Below are 632 nucleotides of genomic sequence, written 5' to 3'. Positions count from 1 at the left end.
CTCCAGGAGCGCTTCGGGCTGACGTATCTGTTCATCGCGCACGACCTCTCCGTCGTCCGGCACATCTCCGACCGCGTGGCCGTGATGTACCTCGGTGAAATCGTCGAGGTCGCGGCGACCGACGAGCTGTTCGACGACCCGAGACACCCCTACACGCAGGCGTTGCTGTCGGCGATTCCGGAGCCCGACCCGGCCGCCGAGACCGACGACCGCATCATCCTCGAAGGCGACGTGCCGAGTCCCATCAATCCGCCGTCGGGCTGTCACTTCCGGACGCGGTGTCCGCAGGTCATCCCCCCGGCCGACCTCGACATCGAGCAGGCGGCCTACCGCGAGGTGATGGACCTCCGCCAGCGCGTCGAACGCGAGGCGCTGGACGTCGAGACCGCCCGCGACGCCGCACTCGATGCGGGCGACCCGAGCGCCGAAGCAGCGGTGAGCGCCGACGGCGGCACCGCCGACGCCGTCGTGGACGAACTCCGCGAGTCGCACTTGTCGCACTCGCTGTCGCCGGAACTCCGGGGCGTCGTCGACCGCGCGCTCGAACGCGTCGTCGCCGACGACTGGGACGAAGCGGGCGAAATCCTCGGCGAGCGGTTCGAGAGCGTCTGCGAGCGCGACGCGCCCGAACT

Annotated in this window: 1 protein-coding gene; it reads left to right on the top strand. The window is 70.3% G+C overall.

The window, feature by feature from the left end:
• A partial coding sequence (locus DVK06_RS16900; protein ID WP_147438156.1) for an ABC transporter ATP-binding protein occupies window positions 1-632 on the top strand: 632 nt, incomplete at both ends.

It is taken from the genome of Halorubrum sp. Atlit-28R (assembly GCF_003665955.1).
Lineage (GTDB): Archaea > Halobacteriota > Halobacteria > Halobacteriales > Haloferacaceae > Halorubrum > Halorubrum tropicale.
The sequence above is the reverse complement of the archived record's forward strand: the minus strand, read 5'-3'. Positions and strand labels throughout refer to the sequence as shown.